Consider the following 19,173-nt stretch of genomic DNA (forward strand, 5'->3'; position numbering starts at 1 on the left):
GAAAATGTATATCGTTGGCAGAAGAAATTATTTAGACCAATTATCAAAAACTTCATTGATGACTTTATTCTCGATAAAAATCATCTGCTACCACAGAGAGTCTATAAATAACAGTGCGTAAGTCCTACAAAATAATAAGGCATGACCTGCTGATAAGGCACCGCCTGATCAAATGCATCGGCACAGATCGGATCATTTTTGTAATCAAAATGATAAGGCCCCGCCAGACCAATAATCGCCCGGATTTGACTATGATCAATACTGGCAGATTGCGGATGATACAAGGCAGACATGACATTGAATGCCCCGGCAGAATGTCCCATCAGGACCAGATTTTCTGCACAGATCTGCAACTGTCCAGCTGACTGCTGCAAATGATTGAGCAATAAATGTAGATCATGAATATAGGTCGGAAAAATATGTTGTGGCGCCAGATGATAATTCATCACCACCACATCATAGCCGTCTTTAGCAAAAGCCTCACCGATAAACTGGTAATCCTTTTTATCGCCATGTAACCAAGCACCGCCATGTACAAACACAATCAGGGGACGATGAGGCAAAGGCTGCTGACTTCGAAACAGGTCAAAGCGTTGCCGGGATTTCAGACCATAGGCCAATTGTGTTTCGACCGTGTAGCCCTGTTTCGGGGTTAAACGATTTAAAGCATAACTGCCAAAATCGTATAACCGGAAATCTTGATAGTGCTGTTGAAACTGCAAAATACGCTGTGAGAGTTGGGTTTTAAACTGGCCGACCTTATGGTTCATAGGTCGGTTCAACCGTATCAGGATCAATGGCAACCGGCGTCTGTTCAATACCCGGCTGCGCATATGCCGGTGCGGCAAAGTTTTGGTTAGCCAGGCTTGAATATTGCTCAACATTATCAATCAAGGTCACAATTTTAGTGACATTACCCACCTGTTGTAACACCTGATTCAGGTCAGCAATCTCGGCACCATTTAAACGACCCATCACATACAGTACGCCATCTTCAGTATGCACATGCACTTTACTATCCGCTACCACAGTCGCTTTCATGATCAAGCCACGGGTATTTGCAGTCACCGCAGTATCCTGCATGATAGTGCTATAGCTGATCTGATTGCCGACAGTAATAAAATTATGGACTGCCTTCACATCACTCATGGATTTGACATTGTCTTCGGCCAGTTGCTTTAAATGGGCATCCGGCACCTGACCGGTCAACAAGACATTGCCATGGAAACTTTCAATATTGACCCGGGCCTGCTTAAAGCGCGAATCCAATTTATAAAGATTAATTTTTGCAGTACGGACAATTGAGGAATCAATAAATACCTGCCCCAAGGTACGCGCCCCACTTTCAGTTCCGACAGGAGCCGTACCTGTGCCGCTGGAAATAAAACTTGCACAACCTGATAAACTTGCGACATACAGCATTGTTATTGCAATACGCTTAACCACTCAGCAAGACTCCTTCATTTTATTACGTCTTTTTCAATCTAATAATCTGTTTTCAAGCTCAGATCATGTCAATTCTGCTTGAACTTTACAATGATCTTGAAGCAAATATAAGCATCTTTAGACCTTATTTTGTTCAAAGGTTAATAAACTCTTGATCAAAAGTAAAAGCATTTTCAATCCATTCCAGATCATAAGGGTATTGCGAAAAGTCATGCTGTATGGTTTTTGCAAATTGCTGTTTAAAATCAAAACAAATCACGTCAAAACGATAGTAATAGTGTGCAAATTGTGGATTTTTCTGAATAAAGCACATCGCAGTCTTGAGCATCTTTCCCTGTTTTGCTCTGGAAATCGACTCGATCGCTTGCGCATATCGGGTTTGCGCACGTGCTTTGACTTCCACAAAGACCAGTTCCTGATCACGCACCAGAATCAGATCCAGCTCGCCATAGCGACTGTGATAATTGGCTGCCAGGAACTGAAATCCATGGTTTTGCATCAATTGGGCCGCTTGCTGCTCCGCCCATGCACCTAATTGCTGTCGCAGCATTGCTCTTTCGCTCATAGTAGCTTGACGCCTGTGCCACTGTACTGGAAACATTCTGGACTACGCTGAATGCTGTGTTCACTGATCTGTATCCGGCCAGTTCTACCCTGAAATTCAATATTCTGTGAACGCGGTTGTGACAGGTACTGCTGGGTGATCTGCCAGGCATCGCCACCGAAGGCAATCAGCCGCTGATAGGACATATCCACCGGCTCTTTGACATAAGCCTGTAGAACATCCGGCCAGTCAGCCAGATAAAGTACCGGAACATCACAGAACTTGATCCCTTGTGGCAGCTTGTGCTGCTCGCTGATCGCATTGGCTACGGTATACATCCGTTTACGGCTTAATTCCGGTATAGTAGCCAGGCCTTCTGCATTGCCGAGGAATAACAGCCCCTGCTTCGGCATTAAAAAAATGGGTGCCTTGTTCACGATCTTAAATTTCAGATCACTCTGACTGAACAATGACATCAGCAACAGTTCATGCTCAGCTTCACTGCCCGGCTGGCGTAAAATCAGCAGCTGTTGAATTCCATCTTTGTGCAATAAGGTTTTTAAGGCAGCAGCATCTTCTTTTTTGGACAGGCTGAATTGCCAGACTTGGGGTAATGACCCTGCTACATCATTCAGGCTGAGGGTACGTACTTTAGGTTTGCTCTTGAGTAGTTGTTCCACATCGCTACGTGCCAATGGACCCACCACCATTTTGGTCTTTTTATTGACATGCTGTTTCAGTAGCTGGGAGATATTTTTCTGATTGGAATTGACCCATTTTAATGGAACTTTCTGCCCGGAAGTAGCATAAGCACTGAGAAAACCCTGTTTGATACTCGATGCAGCTCGCGCCAAAGGCCCGGATTCGGGTAGAATGATCAGCACTTCTGCTTGTACGCTGCTGATGTAGCTGACTAAACACAAGCCCAATATTTTATTTTTAATCTTCCATTTTTTATTATTCAATTTATTCCACATGGAGAAACCTATGAGTGCTCAGTTATTTGTTGTTGCGACTCCAATCGGGCACTTAGATGATATGAGTTATCGTGCAATTCAGGTGTTGAAGTCGGTGAGTCTTATTGCTGCTGAGGATACACGAACTTCCGCACAGTTGCTTAAACACTTTAATATTCAAACACCTCTGACTGCCTGTCATGAGCATAATGAAAGCAACAAGATTGATCAGCTGATCCAGCGCCTGCTCAATGGCGAAGATATGGCCCTGATCAGTGATGCTGGCACTCCCCTGATTAGCGACCCTGGCTTTAAATTTGTCCGGGCTGCTCAAGCGCATAATATCCGCGTGATTCCCGTTCCTGGTGCTTGTGCTGCGATTGCAGCTTTAAGTGCAGTCGGCTTGCCGAGTGACCGTTTCAGTTTTGAAGGTTTTCTGCCATCCAGACAAAGTCAGCGTCTGCTAAATCTGGAAAAACTGAAAGATGAAACCCAGACTTTAATTTTCTATGAAGCACCGCACCGGATTCTGGAGTCCGTTAAGGATATGGCCAGCGTTTTCGGAGCAGATCGCCCGGTCGGTTTTGCGCGAGAAATCACCAAGACTTTTGAAACTATCAAGAAAATGACCTTGGGTGAATTGGTGGAATTCATTAGCAATGATCACAATCAGCAAAAAGGCGAAATTGTTCTGGTGATTGGCGGTGCCACCGAAGAAAAAGATCTGGATCAAGAAAAGCTGGATAAATTATTGAAACGTTTGTTACAGGACCTTTCGGTCAAAGCAGCATCACAGTTGGCAGCAGATTTAACGGGTATTAAAAAGAAAATCGCTTATCAACGTGCTTTAGAACTGACTTCGGCAAACGATTAATTGCTCTAGATATTTCTATCTCGTTTTGATTTGTAAAAAAAACACCACAATTGATGTGGTGTTTTTTATAAGAGACAAGTTAATCAATAACTTATTCTTTGGCTACTGATTCATCTGCCGGAACTTCAACAATACGACCACCACTGGCAAGGAAAGCCGCAATCTCGTCTTCCAGTGCTTGACGCTTTTTCAGCTTTGCAGTGACGGTCAAAGTTTCAGCTTCTACAAGATCGGTATCACTGACGACCTCTGTGCTATCGACCGCGCCTTTTTCAGCTGCTTTTGCTTCATCATCGTCAACGATTGAATCTTCAACGTCGTCATCATAATCATTCATGTCTGTCATTTGCATCTCCCCAAAAATGGCGCTTGCTTGGTATTCCAAGCCAGATATCGAATTAAGTGAAATTTAGCAATCTCTTTGGGCTTCGCCTAGTACTAAACATCAAAAAATCGTATCTTTTTTAAACAAAATCGTTACTCTTTATTGATGTTTGTTTAAAAAATTTACATTTCTGTCTTAAGCTGCGTAGCGTGTGTCTTTAAGTAAACTCAGACCGTTGGCCTGCGCCATAAATGCATCTTTCAACATGGGCTGATTTTCTACCTGTTTCAGGCCGAAATTGCGTGCCCAAACCATCGGGAAGAATAAAGTGGTTTCCATCCAGCCAATCGCAGACATGCTGTGCATCATGGCATCGTTCTGACTTTTACGGCGATGCTCATAGCGTTTTAGGGTTTGTTCATGTGCCCATACGCCACGCGCCTGATCATGCAGTAAAACATCACAAAGTATCGCAGCATCCAGACAGCCAATATTCACCCCTTGACCTGCCAGCGGATGAATCACATGTGCGGCATCTCCAATCAGGGCTAAACCATCTTGAACATATTGTTGGGCAGCGCGGGCTTTTAAGGGGAAAGTGGCACGTAGTGTCGCCTCTAAGACTTCACCCAGCATATGCTGGCTTTCACGGGTCAATAGCTGGGTAAATTCAGCATCGGGGAGCGCTGCATATTCTTCAGCATAATCCTCTGGCAAAGTCCAAACAATCGATTGCCAATGTCCCTGCTCTTCCGGACTAAGGCTGGCCATGGGTAAAAAAGCCAGAGGGCCGGTTTCGAGAAAAATCTGACGTGCCATATGCTGATGAGGTTGTGCAGTTTTAATGGCACAACTGATGCCCGCCTGTTTATAGTCCAGTACATCAATATCGATGAAAGCTTGCTCACGAACAAAGGAATTGGCACCGTCGGCGCCGATCACCAGCTTGGTTTTAAGCTGAGTACCATCGGCCAGATGAATAATCCACACACCGACGTCACGTTCAACGCGGCTGACTTTGACCTGTGTTCTATAATCTTGAACATCTTCAAGCATCTTTTGCTGAATGGCCAGATTCAGAATGCTTGGTTCCACCATCGAACCTAAAGCCTGTTCTAGCGAGGGTGTTTTTTCTGAAGGCTGGCCGAAATTGATTTCGCCATAGCCATTTTTATTCCAGACCTGCATGCCGGTATAAGGCTGCTGCCGTGCCAGGTTTTCCCAGACCCCCACCGTCTTTAACAAGTGAATGGTTGCCTGACTGAGAGCCAGGACACGCGGATTGGCCACCTTTAAGGTTTTATCTGCATCCAGAATTGGCGCTGCATCCAGAACTGTAGGCTGCATGCCACCTTGGGCTAACAAAAGCGCTGTAAGCCCACCCACCAATCCACCGCCAATAATGACGACGTCTAATATTTCGTTAGTTTGATTTAAGCTCATGCTTTTAACCCCATGGCATAATTTGCAACCAGTGGCTTGATGCCTGGAATCGTATCAAAAGCGATTAAACCCGTATTACGAATCAGCTTTAAAAATGGATTCTGGTTACTAAAGCCACGCACCACTGAATCACAGAATTTGATCACTCGTTGCTGGTCACTGAGACGAGATTTTTCATAGTCTTGTAATATTGCAGCATCGCCCAAGTCTGCGCCTTGTGCTTGCTGTTCCTTGAGGTAACGCACCAATACATGCGCATCACGCATACACAGGTTAAAACCCTGACCAGCCACCGGATGAATCGTATGTGCTGCATTGCCCATCAACACGACACGGCCAACAGCCTGTTTTTCAGCTAACACTTGAGATAAGGGAAAACTGAACCGTTTTCCGGTTTTCTGGAACTTTCCGGCACGATCGCCATACGTTTCCTGCAAGGCATCGAGGAAATGCTGGTCATTTTCATCTCCCAGCCATTCTCCTTCAGTACCTTTTTTCACTGGCCAGACCACGGAACGGCGATATTCGCCCGGCAATGGCAACAGTGCCAAAGGCCCTAAATGACTGAAACGCTCAAAGCCCACATGACCATGTGGCTTAGACGTTTGTACTGTGGTCACAATTGCAACCTGATCATAATCATGTTCTGACGCACCAATACCCAAGGCTTTACGGCAGAAAGAATCCCGTCCATCGGCGGCAATAACCAGTTTGGACTGTAATTTTAGTGATGATTCACCACGCTGAGCTTCGATATAAGCAAAGTCTGTATCTTGGATAAGGGAGGTCACTTGAACACCATCAATCAATTCAATTAATGGCTCTTTTTTGACTTGGGTCAGCAGTACACGACCGAGCCAGGCATTTTCAATGACCTGACCAAAGCTTTCGACTTTTTCCTGCTCGGCTTTCAGTCGGGCCTTACCAAAGCTGCCTTGTTCGGTAATATTCACTTCCAGAATTGGGGTAGCATGTTCTTGCAAGGCATTCCAAAGTCCAAGTTCCTGATAAATCTGCACGCTACGGCGTGACAAGGCACTGTTACGTGCATCAAAACTGGAATGATAGGGCGCAAGATTTTCATCATCATAATCTGGATATTTGATGGCTTCCAACAGTTTGACTGCAATATTGGTTTTCGCCAACATTAATGCGAGGCTTAAGCCGACCATACCACCACCGACAATGATGACTTCTTGTTGCATGCTTACTTCCTTATTTGTTTATTCGCATCTATGGCGAATTACATAAAACGTATACTGGTTTTATCTTACCTCAAGGCTTTAAATTTTTATAATGATTCGTTTTATTTAGTTTTCTTCATGATGATCCAGCCTATATTGAAAAACCAAGACATCACGCTTTTCAGTACCCAACTTCGGCAATACAGTATAAGCACTGATCCGTTTAACAACTTTAAACCCTGTCTTTAACAGCACTTGGTGTGCCTGTACATGTTCTGCATCGCAGAAAGTATCCAGTAATTTAAGTGGGAGATATTGTTTAAAATGCTGAATCACCGCTTTCATCGCCTCAAGCATATAGCCCTGACCCTGAAATCGAGGACCAAGTTCGAAATGAACTTCAAGGCTGCTATTTTGCTGTTGAATGATCGTTAGTAACCCGATTGCCAGATGACTTTTTCGCTCAGCAATCACCCATGAAAATCCTTTAATCGGTTGCTGCCAATAGCTTAACGCCCATTTCTGCAACATCTGCTGAGTTTGACCGACTGTTGTATGCACCTGTCGTTGTAAGTATTTTGATGCTTCAACGTCGCCACAATACTCTTGGAATAATGAAAATTCATCTCCAACTTTATATGCTCTTAACTCCAACCAAGTTGTCTTTAATTCAGCAACTAAAATATTTATACTCACTTTTATCAACTCGGCATTAAAAAACGGAATGTTGTAATTTCATTTGGCATTTATACGATTCGATCGCAAACCTAGTCAAATTGGTATAACTCGATCTACTCGCTTCGCACAATTTTGAATACATACTGATGCTCGTAGATCCTGAATGATAAAATTGTGAATCAAGCCATTTATAAATAAGCTGATAATCACTGTCAGGAGCAGAAGGCCCATTTTCAATCACTATTATTTTCTTATTTTTAGAGAGTTTTATAGGGTCTGTTGACATTTACTGTTCATAATTAACCCTATAAAGGTAGCCATAAAAATATACAGGCTAAAGCAACAGAACTTTGATAATTTCTTTTGAGCTTGTCATATCGAGTAGCTATTCCTCTAAATTGCTTTAATCTACAAAACATATTTTCAACTAAATGCCTGATTTTATATAAATACCAGTCCATATGGTCATTGTTCGATTGGCTATTTGTTTTCTTTGGTATATTCGCTTTAGTCCCTGTTTTCCTGATCTGTTCACGCAGTGGTTCTGAATCATAGCCTTTATCTGCACATACCACTTTTGTCTCTTTTAAATCTAATGTTGATATTAAATCAGGTGCAACTTTAACATCATGTGTGGTTCCATCGGTAATCATGAAATCAATAGGATTGCCATGTGCATCAACAATCAAATGTATTTTTGAAGAGTTTCCTCCTACACTTTTAGAAATAGATTGATTCGCTATGCCGGCAGAATGTTGATGAGCACGTACATGAGAGCCATCAATAAAAATCCACTCCATATCGGGGCATGAGGCTAGTAATTTGAATAATCTAAGTAACTTACCGCTGCTTGACCAACGATTAAAACGTTTGAAAATAGAGTTTGAATGACCAAAACAGGAAGGAATATCTCGCCACGGACAGCCTGTTCTAATTCTATAGAGAATAGCTTCAATAAAATTGCGTAAATTTGAGTTGTGGTGAATGGATAAATTACGCAGAATAACTTTCAACTTTTGCCAGTGTTGATCTGTCAGCATGGTACGAGGCATAGCGAATAGTAAAATTGGGTTTGGCGATTTGATTTTACTACTTCGCTATTTTTTTAAGCTAAAAGTGTCAACACACCCTAAATATAACTCGATTTTTTAGCTAACAGATATTTTAAAAAAAATTTATCCAACCATGTACAACCTAATCTTATTTGTATGATAGTAATCATTAATCTTTAGCTAAGTGTTGTTGTAGATCTGAGGATGATTCTATTAATAACCTATAAACACCTATATAAAAAACCCCGGAAATATACCGAGGTTTCTTCATCTTCCACACTATTTCTATCCTCTCGACAAGCTACTCAAAGACATTATCCTATCTTGTAAGAAACTCGTGCAGGAGGATTAGCTTAACGCACAATATTGGTATGATGATCTGTATGGTGTACTGTTTTACCCAACTTCGTTCCTGTATAAATCAGGTACAATGCCGACAAACCAACCAATACATAAACAATTCGAGATAAGGCGCTCATATCACCAAAGATCGCAGCGACCAAATTAAAATCGAATGCACCAATTAAACCCCAATTGATGCCACCAATGATTGTTAAAGCATAAGCAATCCAATCAATCGTATTTAATCTCATAAGTGTTCTCCTACTCTTATTTAAGTTTATTTAAGGATCAGAGAAAGTATGAGAATCTCAGCGCATTTAATATGTAGCTTTGATGCTAAAAACGGATTTTCTGTGTTGACTTCCTGTCAATTTTTAAGCTGTAAATTTTACTTAGGTGAGTTTTATTTGACTTGTTCGATATAAACGTAAGCTAAATCACTTTTTGCTCGATGCGATATAGCTAGGAATTCTTGTTTGAAACGGCATAGAAATGTCATAAAAAAAGCCGATCTTGCGACCGGCTTGCTGTATTTTTTCTCAAATTAAGCAGCGCACGCTTTCGCCATTAATGCCTCAATCTCTTCTACCGTTTTGACGACTTTCGCGGTTAAAACTAGCGGGCCATTTGCAGTGGCCACCACATCATCTTCAATCCTAATGCCAATTCCACGCCATTTAGCATCTACTGTTTCATCATCAGGCGCGATATAAAGACCCGGCTCAACGGTCACGACCATACCCTCTTCATACGAGCGCCATTCACCGTCCACCTTATAAGCACCGACATCATGCACATCCATACCGAGCCAGTGTCCGGTACCATGCATGTAGAACTGGCGGAAAGCTTCTTTTTCTATAATGTCGTCAATATTCCCCTGCATCAAGCCAAGATCGAGCAAACCTTGCACTAGGATGCGCACTGCAACATTATGTGGTTCTTTATACGAGTTACCAATTTGCACAGCATTAATTGCAGCAATTTGAGCATCCAGCACTACATTATATAAAGCTTTCTGTTCCGGGCTAAATTTACCATTCACTGGAAAGGTACGGGTAATGTCTGAAGCATAAAGCTGATATTCAGCCGCAGCATCAATCAGGACCAAATCGCCATCTTTCAGTTCTTTGTCATTTTCTACATAATGCAGGATGCAGGCATTCTCACCGCCACCGACAATACTGTTGTAGGCCGGAACACCGCCATTTTTGCCAAAGATATAATTCAGCTCAGCTTCCAGTGCATATTCCATCATGCCCGGGCGTACTGCTAGCATCGCTTGAGTATGTGCATCAGCAGAAATATCGGAAGCAATCTGCATCAATTCAATTTCATTTGCATCTTTATGCAGACGCATTTCATCAACAATACGATCCAGCTGAATTACTTGCGCTGGCGCAGAAGTACCACGACGGCTTTCACCACTTGCAGTTGCAATCCATTTGGCGACACGCGCATCAAACTCTGCATGCTGTCCAATGCGATAAAATAACTGATCTTTATTTTGTAACTTTTCTAAGATTTCTTCATCCAGCAAATCAATCGCATAGGCTTCATCTGCATCATAATCCTGAATAGCCCCATCAATACCCGCGCGGTAGCCATTCCAGATTTCCATTTCACGGTTGCGTTCACGACAGAACAAACTGTAGCTATAGCCTTCTTCTTCAGTGTCAAAGGTTTCAATCACAGCCACAGCTTCAGGTTCCGCGAATCCGGTTAAATAGAAGAAACTACTGTCTGCACGGTATTTATAATCTGCATCACGGTTACGCATGGCTACCGGACTGGTCGCGATAATAGCGATACTGCGTAAACCGATTTCCCCTGCGAGGATTGCGCGACGTTCCTCAAAAACTGCCTGTGTCAATTTCTTCATTACACCTTACTTCTTTCTTATCGATCAATACTTGTATTTAGAATATAGTCTTGAAATCAGACTATAGATTTCACTGTAAACAGCAAAATATATGCCTGATTTCAAGCAGGTGATGACTCACCTCAGCATTTCATCAGCTTGGACGTTTAGGCGAGAAAATCTCGACTACACTTTGCGCTTCTGTAGTAGCGACTTTAGGCTGATTTTTTTGACTAAATTGCTGTAAGAGGGGCGTTTCTTCAACTTCGACCTTTTTACGCCCTAAAGACAGACTGACAGGAATCAGACGCACAAATTCGTACAATTCCTGATAGCTTTCTTCACCTTCATCATCATCGTCTGAGTCTTCAAATTCAACTGCGGCTACATCTTGTAAATGTTCAATCAGCTCAACTTCATCCTGACGGATATGTCCTGAAGCCAGTCCGAAACCTAAGACCACGCCTGCACACCAGTCCGCCAGAGCCTGTACGCGTTCTGAAAGCACATGCTCATCATCAGGCAGCAAAGGTAAATAATCCAGCTCATCTTCAGACAGTGCATGAAACACATCTTCAGCTTCGCCCGTCAACAACTCTAATGCTTCGGCATCCAGTTCAGGTACATCCAGTGTTTCTAAAATCTGTAACCACTCTTCACTGCTTGGCGCCTGGGTGACACAAACAATGCCAGTTAGCAAACCATGTAGTTCGCTAGGGCTAGAAATTTCCTCAATTGAAGAAAAATTGCGGTGCCATTCGGTCCAACCTGAAATATCGTCTTGCATTCGTTTATCCAATCTTTATACTGCTTATATATTACCTTTGTTTGCAACACTGTGCGACCTCGATATGTTAGAAGAATTACAGCGTCTACAAGTGCAGATCGGCGTGTTAAAAACGCGACTTGCACGGCTTGAAAGTGAAAATTCCAGTTTGCGCGAAGAGCAAGACTCTTCAATGATGCAACATCAACAGCAAATTGAACAAAAAAACAGCGTGATTGCGCAAAAACAACAAGAAAATGAAAATCTGACAGAACAATTGACGGATTCTCGTGCCCAGTTTCAACTGCTTAATAATGATGCAACTGCACTGGCAGACCGTTATGGTCGTCTGGAAAAAAGCTGTACCGACCTGAAAAACCGTTTTCAGGAAATTCTGGCTGAACGGAATGAACTGCGCGTAGTTAAGGAAAAGATGATCCTTGAACAGCGTCATGCCCAGCAGGAAATTCAGCGTCTGACTCAGGAATCTGAACGTTTAACCCAGAAAAATGAAAATGCCAAAGCCAAGGTTGAAGCGATTATTCAACGTCTGGCCATTCTTGGCACTGCGCAGGATCATCACGCACAGGAAATTCAACAACTGGCCCATCCGACTGAAGCGACTGAGGAAGCCTCATCATGAGTGAACAAATTGCAATTGATCTCAGAGTATTGGGGCATAGTTTCCGTTTGGCCTCTACTCCTGACAAGCAGGAAGAATTAGAACGCGCGGCACAGTTATTAAATGACAAATATGATGAATTTCGCCGTAAAGCACCACGCATGGAACCTAGCAAGCTGATTATTATGGTTGCACTTGAGCTGATGCAGGAGGTCTTGAATATGAACAGATCACTGCAACAATATGCGCATTGCGAGCGTTTGTTACAAACTATTTTAGAAGAAGTTGAAGAACTGACTGAATAATCTCGAATTCTGTTTAAACTTCGGACATTCGACCGAACTGTTTACAGTTCATGAACAGCATAGAGTTGCCACACCGGGATTATTGTTTATAATTAACTTAACTCTGAGGTGTTCGCCAGCGGGTCTATTCCCCTGCCGATACTAACACTTATGGGTGTGTTCTGTATATTTAGAGTGTATGCCCATCTCCGTATGGGAAACCCAGCAAGTATACGTCGCATCCTCCTTGAACTCATCGGGTTCAGGGTAACGACACATGCAGCGGCATCTTCGGAGTACTTCAATTTCGTTTTCAAAATATAATTATAATTTTTCCTGAATTTCCTCTTATTTTAATTTTGTAGTATTTCTCTCGAACATTCCTCTAGATTCATTTTATTGATGTATTCATCATCTGGAATGAAAAAAAATCTTTAGCTATAAAAAAGATAGGGCTTTAATTACTTCCGTCAAAATCAAACAATCTTTCAGTAACTTATTTTCCTATTTTCAGGCTATTTTATCCCGATATAAAGTATGCATGGCCCAGATTGCAGCAGGAATCCAGCCTAAAATCGAAATATGAAGCATTAAGCATACTGTGGCTTCGGCTGGTCGATGAAGGGTCATAAATAATGACCAAGGGAAAATAAATGCAACAATTGATTTCATTCTTAAAACCCTCTTTTTTTGCAACGTTCTAACTTTTATATCCAGTTTTTATTGGCACTTAAAACTGGCACTTAGATTTAGATATTTTTAATAGGATCAGCAGAATCTCTGTACATGCTGTAATCCCGCGTAAAAATATCCTGAAAGCCTAATTCAGCCAGCTTAAATGAAGCTTAAAAATTATTTTAAATCCGCTAGCCTTTGCATATTTTCAATCAAAATATTGACGTTTGAATGAAACAGTCTTTGCTTTAACTTTTACTTTCCACAGATTCAGATCCGAATAAAATCCTGAATCCCTAAACCTTTATTTACTTACTGCAGCTGGTGTACACAAGGGTGATACTCGCCAAATCACATCACCGACATCATCAGCAACCAAAATGGCACCTGAAGAATCTACCGCCACACCGACCGGTCGCCCATATGCATCGCCCTGATCGCTTAAGAATCCAGTCAAGATATCTTGAGGTGGGCCCATCGGTTGTCCATTTTGAAAGGGAATAAAAATCACTTTATAGCCACTGTGCGGTTTGCGGTTCCATGAACCATGCTGGCCAATCAGCGCACCGTTTCGATATTGAGGCATCAGATCTGCCCTATAGAAGGCCAAGCCCAATGATGCAGTATGATTGCCCAATGCATAATCTGGTGGAATGGCCTGCGCAACTTGCGCAGGATTTTGCGGTTTGACCCGGGTATCTACATGTTGGCCATAATAACTATAGGGCCAGCCATAAAAAGCGCCTTCTTTGACAGAGGTCAGATAATCAGGAACCAGATCATTGCCGAGTTCATCACGTTCATTTACCACCGTCCAGAGTGTGCCACTCTGGGGTTGCCAGTCCATACCATTCGGATTACGCAGTCCGGTAGCAAAAGGTCGCGCTTGAGCACTGGCTATGTCAAATTCCATGATTAGTGCCCGGCCCTGCTCCTGCTCTAGGCCATTTTCAGCGACATTGCTGTTGGAACCCACTGTAATATAGAGTTTGCTGCCGGCAGGATTGGCAATGACATTTTTGGTCCAGTGATGGTTTAAACGGCCTGCCGGTAAATCCAGCACCTTAGTACCGGCTGCTGTAATTTGAGTCGCACCGTTCTGATAAGGAAAGCGCATTAGGGCATCAGTATTCGCCACATACAACATATTGCCGACCAGTGCCATGCCAAATGGAGAATTGAGATTCTGTAAAAATACGATTTTTTGTTCAGCCACCCCGTCTCCATTGCTATCGCGAAGCAGACTGATGCGGTTGGCACTGGGGTGCGATGAACCTGCACGTTGCATCACCCATTTCATGATTTTGCCTTTGATCCCTTTGCTGTCATCGGGCTTAGGCGGTGCATCGGTTTCAGCCACCAGTACATCACCATTCGGCAATACATACAGCCAGCGCGGATGCTGCAACCCTTTGGCAAATGCCTGAACTTTTAAACCTGTCGCTGTTGTCGGCATTTTACCTTCAGGCCAACCTTTAGCAGGTGCAATATTGACCGTAGGCAGCAAGCTTGATTTTGGTTTGGGCAAATGTGGCTGGGAACCATAACTGTCATTGATGGGCGATTTGGAAGGCATGGTACATCCAGTCATGGTTAAGAGAAGTGCACAGCCGGCACCTGTAAGTAAAAGTTGAATAGGCTGATGAAGCATTTTTATCTCTTGTTATTATCATCCTCAACTTACTTTAAAAAACAATTTGAGATGCCACTAGCGGGTTCTTGTTTTTTCTGGTTATGAATTGGTTATCAATTTTAAGTCAGGTCTGATATTTTTCTTGCTATAAAATAAATTTATCCTGATTAACTTACGCAGGACTAGAGGATAACATTTCCAGTGTAATTTTTTTCACCTCATTACGGCTGTGCCGGATATGGGCATCCAATATAGAGAGACAGAACGCTGCATCTTGTGCAAGTAATCCCCTTAAAATCTGTTGATGTTCGGCATAGGTGGCCTCAATCCGATAATCTTTGGAAAAATCCAGACGGCGTATGATGCGAATTTTCTCGCTGATCTCACTATGTATTTTTGCCATTTCTGTATTGCCGGCTGCAAATACTAAATGACAATGAAATGCTTCATCTTGTGCAGATAACCGCCTGAGATCATAGATATATTGTTCTGGTTGAATACACCAGGTTTGAATCAAAACAGCCAGAGCAACCTGCAACTGGTCTTTGGGCATCTGACAAAGTTGTTCGACTGCATAACCTTCCAATAAAATCCGCAGATCATACAGTTCTTCATAAACTTTAAAGTCTAGTGACCGAACCTTCCAGCCACTTCTAAACTGCACCTCGACATAACCTTCCTGCTGCAAGCGATACAAAGCTTGCCGAATAGGTGTACGGCTGACGGCATAGCTTTCAGCAATTTCCGATTCGGTAAACCGCTCTCCCGGCATCAGTTTAAAGTCAAAAATATCATTTTTAATTTTCTGGAGAACCAGCTCAGACAGATTGTCTGAGCTTTTTCCGGTCGCTTTAGTACTTGGATTGCGAACAATAGTCATGGCTCACTCCATTACTCCATATAGACCAGTGGCTCACCACTATGCACGGTCTGACCAGAACGGCAGATAATCGCTTTAACGATACCATCATCGTCAGCATAGACCGGCAGTTCCATTTTCATGGCTTCAATGATGGCCACCGTGTCGCCTTTTTTCACAATCTGCCCCGCTTCTACAAAAATCTTCCAGATATTGCCGGTCATAGAGGCGTTGAGAGGGACATACTGGCTGTAATCGGTGTCATCCTGCAGCACTTCTATTTCTACAGGTGCATCAAACTCGTCTTTCCAGCGTTCTACCTCGGCACTAAAAGCAGCCTGCTGCTGCGCTTTAAAGGTGGCAATGCTGTCCTGTTCTGCAGCAAGGAAATCCTGATATGCTGCAAAGTCAAACTCGCATTCCTCAATTTTGATTTCTGCCAGACCATGGGCGAAATCAGCACGGAACTGATCCAGTTCGGCCTCAGTGACCTCATAATATTTAATCTGGTCAAAAAAGCGTAAGAACCATTGCTGATCGCCAAACTGCTTGTTCTTTTTAAACTTATTCCAGATCGGTACGGTACGGCCAATCAACTGATAGCCACCCGGTGAGTCCATGCCATAAATACACATATACATACCACCAATCCCGACTGTACCTTCAGCGGTAAAAGTACGGGCCGGATTATATTTGGAACTCAGTAAACGGTGGCGCGGATCAATGGGCACTGCACAAGGTGCAGTCAGATATACATCACCTAGCCCTAAAATCAGATAATTGGCATCAAAAATAATGTCTTTAACTTGCTGACGAGTGTTTAGACCATTGATTCGCTGAATAAAATCGACATTATTCGGTAGCCATGGGGCCTTGGCACAGACACTTTCCTGATAACGCTCAACCGCACCCAGAGTCGCTGAGTCCTCAAAGGCCATGGGTAAATGGATAATTCTTGAAGGTATTTTAATGTCACGTAAATCACCCATCTGTTCTTCAAGACCAAGCAGGAAGTGAATCAGTTGCTGCTGGCTCAAACGCAGACCATCATATTTAATCTGCAAGGATCGCACACCAGGTGATAATTCCAGGATACCGTCAAGATCAGCTTCACGGATCAGTTGCATCAAGCGGTGTACGCGCAGGCGTAGGGCCAAATCCAGTACGTTATCACCGTATTCCAGCAAGATATAACTGTCACCTGCCTGACGATATACAGCTTTTGGTGCATCTGGCGTAGCTTCACGCAATGCCAGGATACTTTCTGCCTGAACTGTAACGATTTCAGCCTCGCTGGTTATCTCTGCCTTTGCAAAGTTTTGAAGGGTTTGAATTTGCTGCCGCTCCAGCGCATTGGCCTGCTTTACCGAGATTGGATAGAAGCTAATCGTGTCATCGGCTTTCAGTTGACCAATTTTCCAGAGTTCAGCTTTGGCAATGGTCACCGGACAGACAAAGCCACCCAGGCTCGGACCATCTTTGGCAAGAATTACGGGGAAATCACCGGTAAAGTTAATCGCACCAATGGCATATTCACAGTCATGTACATTGGATGGATGCAGACCCGCTTCACCGCCATTTTCACGCGCCCAGCTTGGCGTCGGTCCGGTTAAACGGATACCCAATCGGTTCGAGTTAAAATGCACTTTCCAGCTTGATGCAAAAAACTCCTCAATATATTCAGCTTTAAAGAAATCAGGAGCGCCATGCGGACCATAGAGCACACCAATTTTCCATTCCTTGCCATAACTTGGAATCAGATCTGTTGCCAAAACTTCAGGTTCTGCAATCGCTAAAGGTAGACCATCGGCCGGCAGCTCAGGATTCACCATCTTAATCATGTCACCAGCCCGTAACATTCGGCCTGCATGTCCACCAAAATTACCTAAAGCAAAGGTAGAACGGCTACCCAGATATTCCGGCACATTCAGACCATTTCGTACAGCCAGGTAGGTCCGGCATCCAGATTCAACCTGTCCAATTTTTAGGGTTTGGCCTGCTTTTACCTGAACAGGCTGCCAGAAATTTACTGCTTCATCATCCAGACTTACCGGACAAGGTGCGCCAGTTAAAGCAATGATATTTTCTGCATGAAATTTGAGGATTGGACCTTGCAGGGTAAATTCAAACCCGGCGGCGGCCTCGACATTCCCAACAATTTTATTGGCCAGCCGGAAAGCATAATCATCCATTGGGCCTGAAGGCGGTACACCAATATCCCAATACCCGACACGACCCGGATAATCCTGAATCGAACTTTGTGTACCCGGCTGAATCACCTCAATCACATTCGGCACATATTTGAAATCATCCAGCATGCGTGTCCAGATCTGCATCTGTTCAAAACGTGGATCTGAAATAACAGTATGCACATAATCCAGATTGGTACTAATCCCGTTCAGACGGGTTTCAGCCAAAGCCGATTTAAGCGTACGAATGGCGATATCACGGTCTTCAGCATGCACAATAATCTTGGCAATCATTGGGTCAAAGTATTGGGAAATTTCAGTTCCGGTACTCACCCAGGTATCGACCCGGACATTTTCCGGAAAAAAGACATCGGTCAAAATCCCTGGACTCGGCTGGAAATTCTTGACTGGATCTTCTGCATAGATTCGTACTTCAATCGCTGCACCCCGAGGCTGAATACTGCTTAGATGCTTCCAATCCAGAATATCGCCTGCTGCGATTTTCAACATGCATTCGATCAGGTCTAAACCGGTCACCATTTCAGTGACAGGATGTTCCACCTGCAAACGGGTATTCACTTCAAGGAAATAAAACTCGTCACGTGCTGCATCGTAAATAAACTCAACCGTACCGGCACTGCGATATTCCACCGATTTGCCCAGTTCAACTGCCGCCTGATACAATTTTTGACGGGTTGCTTCAGGTAACTGTGCCGCTGGTGTTTCTTCCACAACCTTCTGATTACGGCGCTGCAGTGAACAGTCGCGTTCGCCCAAAGCCACCACCTGTCCCTGTCCATCTCCAAAAATCTGAACTTCGACATGACGGGCTTTATAGATAAAGCGTTCTAAAAATACTCCGGCATCTTTAAAGAACTGCTCGCCCAGACGTTTTACACTTTCATAAGCCTCCCGAAGTGCGTCTGCATCATCACAACGGGTCAAGCCAATTCCGCCACCGCCTGCTGTGCTTTTTAGCATAATTGGATAACCAATTTTTTCAGCTTCTGCCAAAGCTTCGTCCAGACTATTTAGCAGACCTGTACCGGGAGTCATGGGTACATTGGCAGCTGCAGCAAGTTCACGCGCCCTGTGTTTTAAGCCGAATTCCAGAATCTGCTCCGGTGTTGGCCCCATGAAAGCAATATTATTTGCTTCGCAGGCACGGGCAAAGTCAGCACTTTCTGACAGAAACCCATAACCCGGGAAAATTGCTTCGGCTCCGGTATTTTTGGCTGCAGCAATCAATTTTTCGATACTCAAATAGGTATCGCCAGGTTTGGTCCCTTCTAAGGACACTGCAATATCTGCATCAATCACATGCTGTGCATAACGATCTGTTTCTGAATAAACGGCGACACTGGTTACACCCATTTTTTTTAATGTGCGAATGGCGCGAACGGCAATTTCGCCCCGGTTTGCAATCAGTACAGTTTTAAACAT

General features: G+C 43.5%; 19 protein-coding genes, 1 other RNA gene and 1 pseudogene. 5 read left to right on the plus strand and 16 right to left on the minus strand.

Going from position 1 to position 19,173, the window contains the following annotated elements; all coding sequences use genetic code 11:
* A pseudogene (locus AC1P5O_RS02130) lies at nucleotides 1-111 on the plus strand (IS701 family transposase); the annotation flags it as partial.
* Here the strand turns inward: AC1P5O_RS02130 and AC1P5O_RS02135 are convergent.
* The 4 genes from AC1P5O_RS02135 to AC1P5O_RS02150 form a co-directional block, all read right to left on the minus strand.
* Nucleotides 102-770, minus strand: coding sequence for an alpha/beta hydrolase (locus AC1P5O_RS02135; protein WP_499005554.1), 669 nt, complete (start codon nucleotides 768-770; stop codon nucleotides 102-104). The pseudogene AC1P5O_RS02130 and the gene AC1P5O_RS02135 overlap by 10 nt on opposite strands.
* Nucleotides 760-1,446: a BON domain-containing protein gene (locus tag AC1P5O_RS02140; RefSeq protein WP_499005555.1), complete on the minus strand. Its 687-nt coding sequence runs from the start codon at nucleotides 1,444-1,446 to the stop codon at nucleotides 760-762. The genes AC1P5O_RS02135 and AC1P5O_RS02140 overlap by 11 nt, the downstream gene beginning before the upstream one ends.
* A gap of 133 nt (nucleotides 1,447-1,579) precedes the next feature.
* Nucleotides 1,580-2,011 (minus strand): YraN family protein, encoded by a 432-nt coding sequence (locus AC1P5O_RS02145; protein ID WP_044111550.1) that lies wholly within the window; start codon nucleotides 2,009-2,011, stop codon nucleotides 1,580-1,582.
* Nucleotides 2,008-2,967, minus strand: a complete 960-nt coding sequence (locus AC1P5O_RS02150) for a penicillin-binding protein activator (RefSeq protein ID WP_191111916.1) — start codon at nucleotides 2,965-2,967, stop codon at nucleotides 2,008-2,010. Before AC1P5O_RS02150 ends, AC1P5O_RS02145 begins: the two co-directional genes overlap by 4 nt.
* Before the next feature lie 10 nt (nucleotides 2,968-2,977).
* Between AC1P5O_RS02150 and rsmI the strand changes: the two genes are divergently transcribed.
* Nucleotides 2,978-3,820 carry a 16S rRNA (cytidine(1402)-2'-O)-methyltransferase gene (rsmI, locus tag AC1P5O_RS02155; protein WP_004646360.1) on the plus strand — a complete coding sequence of 281 codons (843 nt, stop codon included), beginning with the start codon at nucleotides 2,978-2,980 and terminating at the stop codon, nucleotides 3,818-3,820.
* A gap of 91 nt (nucleotides 3,821-3,911) precedes the next feature.
* Here rsmI and AC1P5O_RS02160 read toward each other — a convergent pair whose 3' ends face one another.
* The 8 genes from AC1P5O_RS02160 to AC1P5O_RS02195 form a co-directional block, all read right to left on the minus strand.
* Nucleotides 3,912-4,166 (minus strand): hypothetical protein, encoded by a 255-nt coding sequence (locus tag AC1P5O_RS02160; RefSeq protein WP_004646359.1) that lies wholly within the window; start codon nucleotides 4,164-4,166, stop codon nucleotides 3,912-3,914.
* 174 nt (nucleotides 4,167-4,340) lie between these two features.
* Nucleotides 4,341-5,588 carry an FAD-dependent monooxygenase gene (locus AC1P5O_RS02165; RefSeq protein ID WP_004646358.1) on the minus strand — a complete coding sequence of 416 codons (1,248 nt, stop codon included), beginning with the start codon at nucleotides 5,586-5,588 and terminating at the stop codon, nucleotides 4,341-4,343.
* The gene (ubiH, locus tag AC1P5O_RS02170) at nucleotides 5,585-6,793 is read right to left on the minus strand and encodes a 2-octaprenyl-6-methoxyphenyl hydroxylase (RefSeq protein WP_004646356.1); all 1,209 of its coding nucleotides are present in this window, start codon (nucleotides 6,791-6,793) and stop codon (nucleotides 5,585-5,587) included. The genes AC1P5O_RS02165 and ubiH overlap by 4 nt, the downstream gene beginning before the upstream one ends.
* 105 nt (nucleotides 6,794-6,898) lie before the next feature.
* The gene (locus tag AC1P5O_RS02175) at nucleotides 6,899-7,468 is read right to left on the minus strand and encodes a GNAT family N-acetyltransferase (RefSeq protein ID WP_004646355.1); all 570 of its coding nucleotides are present in this window, start codon (nucleotides 7,466-7,468) and stop codon (nucleotides 6,899-6,901) included.
* Nucleotides 7,469-7,755: 287 nt separating this feature from the next.
* Nucleotides 7,756-8,502 carry an IS5-like element ISAba31 family transposase gene (locus tag AC1P5O_RS02180; protein ID WP_005262957.1) on the minus strand — a complete coding sequence of 249 codons (747 nt, stop codon included), beginning with the start codon at nucleotides 8,500-8,502 and terminating at the stop codon, nucleotides 7,756-7,758.
* 353 nt (nucleotides 8,503-8,855) lie between these two features.
* A complete protein-coding gene (locus tag AC1P5O_RS02185) occupies nucleotides 8,856-9,095 on the minus strand; it encodes a DUF378 domain-containing protein (protein WP_004279510.1) in 240 nt (79 codons plus the stop codon).
* Nucleotides 9,096-9,388: 293 nt separating this feature from the next.
* A complete protein-coding gene (gene pepP / locus AC1P5O_RS02190) occupies nucleotides 9,389-10,723 on the minus strand; it encodes a Xaa-Pro aminopeptidase (protein ID WP_005107469.1) in 1,335 nt (444 codons plus the stop codon).
* Nucleotides 10,724-10,856: 133 nt separating this feature from the next.
* The gene (locus AC1P5O_RS02195) at nucleotides 10,857-11,489 is read right to left on the minus strand and encodes a UPF0149 family protein (protein ID WP_253139397.1); all 633 of its coding nucleotides are present in this window, start codon (nucleotides 11,487-11,489) and stop codon (nucleotides 10,857-10,859) included.
* Between the two features lie 64 nt (nucleotides 11,490-11,553).
* On the opposite strand from AC1P5O_RS02195, the gene AC1P5O_RS02200 reads away from it, so the two are divergent.
* The 3 genes from AC1P5O_RS02200 to ssrS all read left to right on the plus strand — a co-directional run bounded on the left by AC1P5O_RS02200 (nucleotide 11,554) and on the right by ssrS (nucleotide 12,676).
* Nucleotides 11,554-12,111, plus strand: a complete 558-nt coding sequence (locus AC1P5O_RS02200) for a hypothetical protein (RefSeq protein WP_004279506.1) — start codon at nucleotides 11,554-11,556, stop codon at nucleotides 12,109-12,111.
* Nucleotides 12,108-12,395, plus strand: coding sequence for a cell division protein ZapA (locus AC1P5O_RS02205; protein ID WP_004279505.1), 288 nt, complete (start codon nucleotides 12,108-12,110; stop codon nucleotides 12,393-12,395). Before AC1P5O_RS02200 ends, AC1P5O_RS02205 begins: the two co-directional genes overlap by 4 nt.
* A 97-nt stretch (nucleotides 12,396-12,492) precedes the next feature.
* Nucleotides 12,493-12,676: non-coding RNA, 6S RNA (gene ssrS / locus AC1P5O_RS02210), on the plus strand.
* Between the two features lie 208 nt (nucleotides 12,677-12,884).
* Here ssrS and AC1P5O_RS02215 read toward each other — a convergent pair.
* From AC1P5O_RS02215 to uca, 4 genes are all read right to left on the minus strand, one after another.
* On the minus strand, nucleotides 12,885-13,046 hold the full coding sequence (locus tag AC1P5O_RS02215) for a hypothetical protein (protein ID WP_004646350.1): 162 nt from the start codon (nucleotides 13,044-13,046) through the stop codon (nucleotides 12,885-12,887).
* A gap of 307 nt (nucleotides 13,047-13,353) precedes the next feature.
* Nucleotides 13,354-14,700: a PQQ-dependent sugar dehydrogenase gene (locus AC1P5O_RS02220; RefSeq protein WP_004646349.1), complete on the minus strand. Its 1,347-nt coding sequence runs from the start codon at nucleotides 14,698-14,700 to the stop codon at nucleotides 13,354-13,356.
* A 154-nt stretch (nucleotides 14,701-14,854) separates the two neighbouring features.
* Nucleotides 14,855-15,562, minus strand: a complete 708-nt coding sequence (locus tag AC1P5O_RS02225; RefSeq protein WP_004646348.1) for a GntR family transcriptional regulator — start codon at nucleotides 15,560-15,562, stop codon at nucleotides 14,855-14,857.
* Between the two features lie 11 nt (nucleotides 15,563-15,573).
* Nucleotides 15,574-19,173, minus strand: coding sequence for an urea carboxylase (gene uca, locus AC1P5O_RS02230; protein WP_253139394.1), 3,600 nt, complete (start codon nucleotides 19,171-19,173; stop codon nucleotides 15,574-15,576).

The sequence above is a fragment of the Prolinoborus fasciculus genome (genome assembly GCF_056724605.1).

Excerpts from the sequence above, each read along its gene's own strand:
- AC1P5O_RS02135 (WP_499005554.1), bottom strand. The coding sequence starts at position 770 with ATGAACCATAAGGTCGGCCAGTTTAAAACCCAACTCTCACAGCGTATT.
- AC1P5O_RS02145 (WP_044111550.1), bottom strand. The coding sequence starts at position 2,011 with ATGAGCGAAAGAGCAATGCTGCGACAGCAATTAGGTGCATGGGCGGAG.
- AC1P5O_RS02150 (WP_191111916.1), bottom strand. The coding sequence starts at position 2,967 with ATGTGGAATAAATTGAATAATAAAAAATGGAAGATTAAAAATAAAATA.
- rsmI (WP_004646360.1), top strand. The coding sequence starts at position 2,978 with ATGAGTGCTCAGTTATTTGTTGTTGCGACTCCAATCGGGCACTTAGAT.
- AC1P5O_RS02160 (WP_004646359.1), bottom strand. The coding sequence starts at position 4,166 with ATGACAGACATGAATGATTATGATGACGACGTTGAAGATTCAATCGTT.
- AC1P5O_RS02165 (WP_004646358.1), bottom strand. The coding sequence starts at position 5,588 with ATGAGCTTAAATCAAACTAACGAAATATTAGACGTCGTCATTATTGGC.
- ubiH (WP_004646356.1), bottom strand. The coding sequence starts at position 6,793 with ATGCAACAAGAAGTCATCATTGTCGGTGGTGGTATGGTCGGCTTAAGC.
- AC1P5O_RS02180 (WP_005262957.1), bottom strand. The coding sequence starts at position 8,502 with ATGCCTCGTACCATGCTGACAGATCAACACTGGCAAAAGTTGAAAGTT.
- AC1P5O_RS02185 (WP_004279510.1), bottom strand. The coding sequence starts at position 9,095 with ATGAGATTAAATACGATTGATTGGATTGCTTATGCTTTAACAATCATT.
- pepP (WP_005107469.1), bottom strand. The coding sequence starts at position 10,723 with ATGAAGAAATTGACACAGGCAGTTTTTGAGGAACGTCGCGCAATCCTC.
- AC1P5O_RS02195 (WP_253139397.1), bottom strand. The coding sequence starts at position 11,489 with ATGCAAGACGATATTTCAGGTTGGACCGAATGGCACCGCAATTTTTCT.
- AC1P5O_RS02200 (WP_004279506.1), top strand. The coding sequence starts at position 11,554 with ATGTTAGAAGAATTACAGCGTCTACAAGTGCAGATCGGCGTGTTAAAA.
- AC1P5O_RS02205 (WP_004279505.1), top strand. The coding sequence starts at position 12,108 with ATGAGTGAACAAATTGCAATTGATCTCAGAGTATTGGGGCATAGTTTC.
- AC1P5O_RS02215 (WP_004646350.1), bottom strand. The coding sequence starts at position 13,046 with ATGAAATCAATTGTTGCATTTATTTTCCCTTGGTCATTATTTATGACC.
- AC1P5O_RS02220 (WP_004646349.1), bottom strand. The coding sequence starts at position 14,700 with ATGCTTCATCAGCCTATTCAACTTTTACTTACAGGTGCCGGCTGTGCA.
- AC1P5O_RS02225 (WP_004646348.1), bottom strand. The coding sequence starts at position 15,562 with ATGACTATTGTTCGCAATCCAAGTACTAAAGCGACCGGAAAAAGCTCA.
- uca (WP_253139394.1), bottom strand. The coding sequence starts at position 19,173 with ATGTTTAAAACTGTACTGATTGCAAACCGGGGCGAAATTGCCGTTCGC.